The following is a 6,678-nucleotide window of genomic DNA, read 5'->3' on the forward strand; positions in this document are numbered from 1 at the left end:
TCAGGGTGCCGACGCCCAGCAACCACACCGCCACCACCATCAGCGCCAGCACCGGCAGGACGCCGATGAGGCTGGTGTTGATGGAACGCATGAACGTCTGGTTGATCGCCAGGTTGGCCTGCTCGGCGAAGGTACGCCGAGTGGTGTGCTGGAAGCCGTGGGTGTTCTCCTCGACCTTGTCGAAGACGATGACGGTGTCATAGAGGGAGAAGCCCAGAATCGTCAGCAGGCCGATGACCGTCGCCGGTGTGACCTCGAAGCCCACCAGCGAATACACGCCCGCGGTGACGGTCAGGTCGAAGAACATGGCCGCGATCGCCGCGAATGTCATGTAGCGCTCGTAGCGCACCGTGATGTACAGGCCGACCAGCGCCAGGAACACCACTAGCGCGATCAGCGCCTTCTTGGTGATCTGGTCACCCCATGTCTCCGACACCGCCGAGTCGCTGATGGCCGCCTTGCTCGGCTTGCCGTCGGGACCTTTCGGCTGGAACGCGTCGAACAGGGCGGTGCGCAGCTTCGACGTCTGATCATTCGAGAGCGTCTCGGAACGGATCTGCACCGTCGCGGACGCGCCATTGCCGACGATGACCACCGATTCCGGATCGTTGCCCAGGGTCTTCTTGAAGACGTCCTGCACCTGGGAGCTGTGGACGGTGCCGGTCGCGCCCGCCGCGGGCATCGACACCGTGGTGCCGCCCTTGAAATCGATCCCGAAGGTGAAGCCCCGCACGATGATGCTGACGATCGCGATCGCGACGATCGCGCCGCTGATGCCGAACCACAGCCGCCGGCGGCCGACCACCTCGAACGCGCCGGTACCGGTGTAGAGCCGCGACAGGAAGCTGTGCCGCGGCAGCTGGGCGGAACTGTCGGTGAACTCGACGGTGTCGTCGGAGGCCTCGGTGATCTCGGTCGCGTCCTTGGAAGGCTTGGAAGGAGTCATGTGCTATCCCCGTCCCGTCTTGACCTGCGACGAAGCCCGCCGTTCGCGGGCGACCTGCTGAACGGCTCCCAGGCCGTTGTACGCCGGTTTGGCCAGCGTTGGGGACTTGGAGGCCAGGTACACCAGCGGCCAGGTCACCAGGAACACCACCACCAGGTCCAGGATCGTGGTGAGGCCCAACGTGAAGGCGAAGCCCTTCACCTGGCCGATGGCCAGGAAGTACAGCACCGCGGCTGCCAGGAAGGTGACCGCGTTACCCGAGACGATCGTCTTGCGCGCCCGCACCCAGCCTCGCGGCACCGCCGAGCGGAACGAACGGCCTTCCCGGATCTCGTCTTTGATGCGCTCGAAGAACACCACGAACGAGTCGGCGGTGGTACCGATGCCGATGATCAGACCTGCGATGCCGGCCAGGTCCAGGGTGTAGTTGATATACCTGCCCAACAGCACCAGGATCGCGAAAACCATTGCGCCGGAAGCGGTTAGCGACAAAGCGGTGAGCAGACCCAGCACCCGGTAGTACAGCAGCGAATACAGCAGCACCAGCGCCAGGCCGATCGCTCCCCCGATCAGGCCGGCCCGCAGCGACGTCAATCCCAGTGTGGCCGAGACGGTTTGGGCCTCCGAGGACTGGAAGGACAGGGGCAGCGACCCGTACTTGAGGACGTTGGCCAACTGGCGCGCGGTCGAAGCGGTGAACGGCGGGTCCCCGCCGGTGATCTGGGTCCGCCCGCCTGGGATGGCTTCCTGGATCAGCGGGGCGCTGACGACCTGCGAGTCGAGGGTGAACGCGGTCTGGGTGCCGACATGGGCGGCGGTGAAGTCCGCCCACGTGCTCGCCGCCGAGGGCTTGAACTGCAGGTCGACGACGTAACCGATGCCGTGCTGGTTCATGCCCGACGAGGCGTCCTGGATCTGGTCGCCGCTGATGATCGACGGCCCCAGCAGGTACGCCGTCTTGTGGTCGGTCGAGCAGGTCACCAGCGGCAGGGACGGGTCGTCGTTGCCGGCCAGGATGTCGTCCTTGTCGCAGCGCGTCGCCTGGAACTGCAGGGCGAGATATTGGATGCCCTGCCGCGGGCTCTGCCGCCACTTCTTCTCGTCGCTGATGCGTTCGGCGAGATCCTTGCGCGGGTCAGGCGGCGCGGGCGCTTCGGCCGGCGGCGCCGCAGGCGCCGGTGCGGGCGGCGCGGGGCTGGGCGAGGGCGGCGGGTCCTGCGGGTACGGCCTGGGCTGAACGCCCGGCGCGGGCGCGGGCTGACCGGGCGGCGGGGCCGGCTGACCGGGCGCGGGGGCGGGCTCACCGGGTGCCGGTTGACCGGGGGCCGGCTGGCCGGGCCCACCTAGGCCGCCGGCGGGCTGGCGTGGCTTGGGTTGGACGCCCTGGGCGGGCATCGAGTTGAGCACCGGCCGGATGAACAGCCGCGCCGTCTGCCCCAGGTTGCGAGCCTGGCTGCCGTCGTTTCCGGGAACGGTGATGACCAGGTTGTCGCCGTCGACGACGACCTCAGAGCCGGAGACGCCCAGCCCGTTGACCCGGGAGCTGATGATCTGCTGCGCCTGCGCCAGCGCGTCGCGGCTCGGGCGTGAGCCGTCCGGGGTGCGGGCGGTCAGGGTGACACGGGTGCCGCCCTGCAAGTCGATGCCGAGCTTGGGGGCGGCTCGCTTGTCCCCGGTGAGAAACACCAGCAGATAGACGCCGATGAGCAGTAACAAGAAAACCGACAGGTAGCGGGCTGGGTGCACCGGCGCCGAAGACGATGCCACGTTCCTTTTATCTCCTTGAGAATCGGTTTCTTACCCCGACAGAGCCTACGTGCCGTGCACAGGCCGTTTGCGCAAGCCGTCGGTCGGTCCGGTGATTCCGGTCAGGAATCGTTGCTCAGATGGTCTTCGTCGGCGGGGCCTTCGCCGTCGGTGAGCTCCTCGGGGTCATCAGGCAGGATCCGGTCGCGGATCGCCAGCTTCATCCAGGTGGTCACCACCCCGGGGGCGATCTCGAGGTCGACGTTGTCGTCGGTGATCGCGACGACCGTGGCCTGCATGCCCGAGGTCGTGTGCACCTGGTCCCCCGGCCGCAGCGAGTCGTGCAGGTCGATGGTGGCCTGCATCGCGCGCTTCTGGCGGCGCGATGCGAAGTACATGAACCCGCCCATGATGAGCAGGAACGGCAAGAATAAGACCAAACTCTCCATATAGGCCCTGTCTTTCGTCGTGTTAGTCGGGCTGACTTTTCGGGCATCCCCGCAAGGGCGACCAGGAAGTCGCGCGCCCCGCAACGGTCCAGTGTGCCCGTTTAGTCTGGCAGGCCAGTGGGCGCCAACCCAGATAGGCTTGAACCGCGACGTGGCGGAGCGCCGCGGTGAGGAGGAGGAAGACGTGGCCAGCCTCGAGCAGACGCGCCAGCTGGTCACCGAGATCCCCGGTCCCGCATCGCTGGAACTGACCAAACGCCGCGCCGCCGCCGTCTCGCACGGGGTCAACGTCTCCTTGCCCGTGTTCGTGGCGCGCGCCGGTGGCGGCATCATCGAGGACGTCGACGGCAACCGGCTGATCGACCTGGCGTCCGGCATCGCGGTGACCACGATCGGCAACTCGTCGCCCCGGGTCGTCGACGCGGTACGCGCGCAGGTCGAAGAGTTCACCCACACCTGCTTCATGGTGACGCCGTACGAGCAGTACGTTGCCGTCGCCGAGGAGCTCAATCGGATCACGCCCGGCTCCGGCGAAAAGCGTTCGGTGCTCTTCAATTCCGGCGCCGAGGCCGTCGAGAACGCCGTGAAGGTCGCCCGCGCCCACACCCGCAAGCCCGCCGTCGTGGCGTTCAACCACGCCTACCACGGCCGCACCAACCTGGCGATGGCGCTGACCGCCAAGTCCATGCCCTACAAGAGCGGTTTCGGCCCCTTCGCGCCGGAGATCTACCGGGCGCCGCTGTCCTACCCGTACCGCGACGGGCTGATCGACAAGGAACTCGGCACCGACGGGGACAAAGCCGCCGCGCGCGCCATCAACGTGATCACCAATCAGGTCGGCGCCGACAACCTGGCCGCGGTCATCATCGAGCCGATCGCCGGCGAGGGCGGATTCATCGTGCCCGCCGAGGGGTTCCTGCCCGCGCTGCTGGACTGGTGCCGGCGCAACGACGTGGTCTTCATCGCCGACGAGGTGCAGACCGGCTTCGCGCGCACCGGGGCGATGTTCGCCTGCGAGCACGAGGGCATCGAGCCGGACCTGATCTGCACCGCCAAGGGCATCGCCGACGGTCTGCCGCTGTCGGCCGTCACCGGCCGGGCGGACATGATGGACGCATCCCACCTCGGCGGTTTGGGCGGGACCTTCGGCGGAAACCCCGTTGCGTGTGCGGCCGCACTGGCCACCATCGCGACCATCGAGAGTGACGGGCTCATCGAGCGGGCACAACACCTGGAACGGCTGATCACCGAACCCCTGTTGCGGCTGCAGGCCAGTGACGACCGGATCGGGGACGTGCGCGGGCGCGGCGCGATGATCGCCATTGAATTGGTGAAGTCGGGAACCTCGGAGCCGGACGCCGAACTGACGAAGAAGCTGTCCACCGCCGCCCACGCGGCCGGGGTCGTGATTTTGACCTGCGGCATGTTCGGCAACATCATCCGGCTGCTGCCGCCGCTGACCATCGGCGACGACTTGTTGACCGAGGGGCTGGACGTCCTGACCGGCCTGCTGGGCGAGCTCTAGACCGGGGGCTCCGCCCCGCCTGGTGGGCAATCTCACAATCGACATCAGAGCAGGTCGTGGCGGAATAACGTTACTTTCGCTAACGTTCTAACCATCAGCGCGAATCGCGCATATTGATCTCAATAACTTTGATTTGTAGGGGAAAATTTATGTCGACTACCACTCAGGACGCCCGGATCGCCCGCCGCGTCGAAGATCTCTGCGCCAACGACCCTCAGTTCGCCGCCGCCCGGCCGGATCAGGCGATCACGGCTGCTGTCGAGCAGCCCGGGATGCCATTGCGGCAGATCGTCCAGACCGTGCTGGACGGCTATGCGGACCGGCCCGCACTGGGGCAGCGCGTGGTGGACTACGTGACCGACCCGGCGACCGGGCGCACGCGCATGGAGTTGGTCTCCCGCTACGAGACCATCACCTACGGCGAGCTGAACGACCGCGTGGAAGCGCTGGGACGCGCCTGGGCCAACGAGTCCGTGCACGTCGGCGACCGGGTGTGCGTGCTCGGCTTCAACAGCGTCGACTACACCACCATCGACATCGCGCTCGGCCGGATCGGTGCGGTGTCCGTGCCGCTGCAGACCAGCGCGTCGCTGACCCAGTTGCAGCCCATCGTGGCCGAGACCGAGCCCAGCCTGATCGCGTCGAGCGTCGCGCAGTTGCGCGACGCCGTCGAGCTGATCGGCAGCGGCGAGCACAAGCCCGCCAAGCTCGTCGTGTTCGACTACCACCCACAGGTCGACGACGAGCGGGAGGCCGTCGAGGAAGCCCGCGCGCGACTGACCGGCATCGGTGTCGAGGTTTTGGCGGACGTGCTGCAGCGCGGCAAGGACCTGCCGGACACCCCGGTCGCGGCACCCGCGGATGACGACCCGCTGGCCTTGCTGATCTACACCTCCGGCAGCACCGGCGCGCCCAAGGGCGCGATGTACCCGCAGAGCAACGTCGGCAAGATGTGGCGCCGCGGCAGCAAGAACTGGTTCGGCGAGAGCGCCGCGTCGATCACCCTCAACTTCATGCCGATGAGCCACGTGATGGGCCGCGGCATCCTGTACGGCACGCTCGGCAACGGCGGCACCGCCTACTTCGCGGCCCGCAGCGACCTGTCGACGCTGCTCGAAGACCTTCAGCTGGTGCGGCCGACCGAACTCAACTTCGTCCCGCGGATCTGGGAGACGCTCTTCGGCGAATTCCAGCGCCAGGTCGAACGCCGGCTGTCCGATGGCGCCGACCGCGCCGCGATCGAGGAAGAGGTGCTCGACGAGCAGCGCCAGTACCTGCTGGGCGGGCGGTTCATCTTCGCGATGACCGGTTCGGCGCCCACCTCACCGGAGCTGAAAAAGTGGGCCGAGTCGCTGCTCGAAATGCACCTGATGGACGGCTACGGCTCGACCGAGGCCGGAATGGTGTTGTTCGACGGCGAGATTCAGCGTCCGCCGGTGGTCGACTACAAGCTGGTCGATGTACCGGACCTGGGCTACTTCAGCACCGACCGGCCGCACCCGCGCGGCGAGCTGCTGCTGCGGACCGAGAACATGTTCCCCGGCTACTACAAGCGGGCCGAGACCACGGCCAGCGTGTTCGACGAGGACCACTACTACCGGACCGGCGACGTGTTCGCCGAGATCGCTCCCGACCGGCTGGTGTACGTCGACCGCCGCAACAACGTCTTGAAGCTCGCGCAGGGTGAGTTCGTCACGCTGGCGAAGCTGGAGGCCGAGTTCGGCAACAGCCCGCTGATCCGCCAGATCTACGTCTACGGCAACAGCGCGCAGCCCTACCTGCTGGCCGTCGTGGTTCCCACCGAGGAGGCGCTGGCCAACGACGACCTCAAGACGCTCAAGCCGAAAATCGCCGACTCGCTGCAAAACGTTGCGCGCCAAGCCAACCTGCAGTCCTACGAGGTGCCGCGCGACTTCATTGTCGAGACCACACCGTTCAGCCTGGAGAACGGGCTGCTGACCGGGATCCGCAAGCTGGCGTGGCCGAAGCTGAAGCAGCACTACGGCGAGCGG

General features: G+C 67.1%; 5 protein-coding genes. 2 read left to right on the plus strand and 3 right to left on the minus strand.

Annotated features, from left to right (window positions below; translation table 11 throughout):
• The 3 genes from secF to yajC form a co-directional block, all read right to left on the minus strand.
• Positions 1–946 (minus strand): protein translocase subunit SecF (gene secF / locus JOZ00_RS25760; protein WP_293350067.1); only part of this gene is annotated, 946 nt, incomplete at its 3' end.
• A gap of 3 nt (positions 947–949) precedes the next feature.
• The gene (gene secD / locus JOZ00_RS25765; protein WP_293350069.1) at positions 950–2,713 is read right to left on the minus strand and encodes a protein translocase subunit SecD; all 1,764 of its coding nucleotides are present in this window, start codon (positions 2,711–2,713) and stop codon (positions 950–952) included.
• A gap of 101 nt (positions 2,714–2,814) precedes the next feature.
• The gene (yajC, locus tag JOZ00_RS25770) at positions 2,815–3,141 is read right to left on the minus strand and encodes a preprotein translocase subunit YajC (RefSeq protein WP_293350071.1); all 327 of its coding nucleotides are present in this window, start codon (positions 3,139–3,141) and stop codon (positions 2,815–2,817) included.
• Positions 3,142–3,325: 184 nt separating this feature from the next.
• Here yajC and gabT point away from each other — a divergent pair, with 184 nt between their 5' ends.
• Positions 3,326–4,666, plus strand: a complete 1,341-nt coding sequence (gene gabT, locus JOZ00_RS25775; protein WP_293350075.1) for a 4-aminobutyrate--2-oxoglutarate transaminase — start codon at positions 3,326–3,328, stop codon at positions 4,664–4,666.
• Between the two features lie 149 nt (positions 4,667–4,815).
• Positions 4,816–6,678 (plus strand): AMP-binding protein (locus tag JOZ00_RS25780; RefSeq protein ID WP_293350073.1); only part of this gene is annotated, 1,863 nt, incomplete at its 3' end.

It is taken from the genome of Mycobacterium sp. (assembly GCF_019243155.1).
GTDB lineage: Bacteria > Actinomycetota > Actinomycetes > Mycobacteriales > Mycobacteriaceae > Mycobacterium.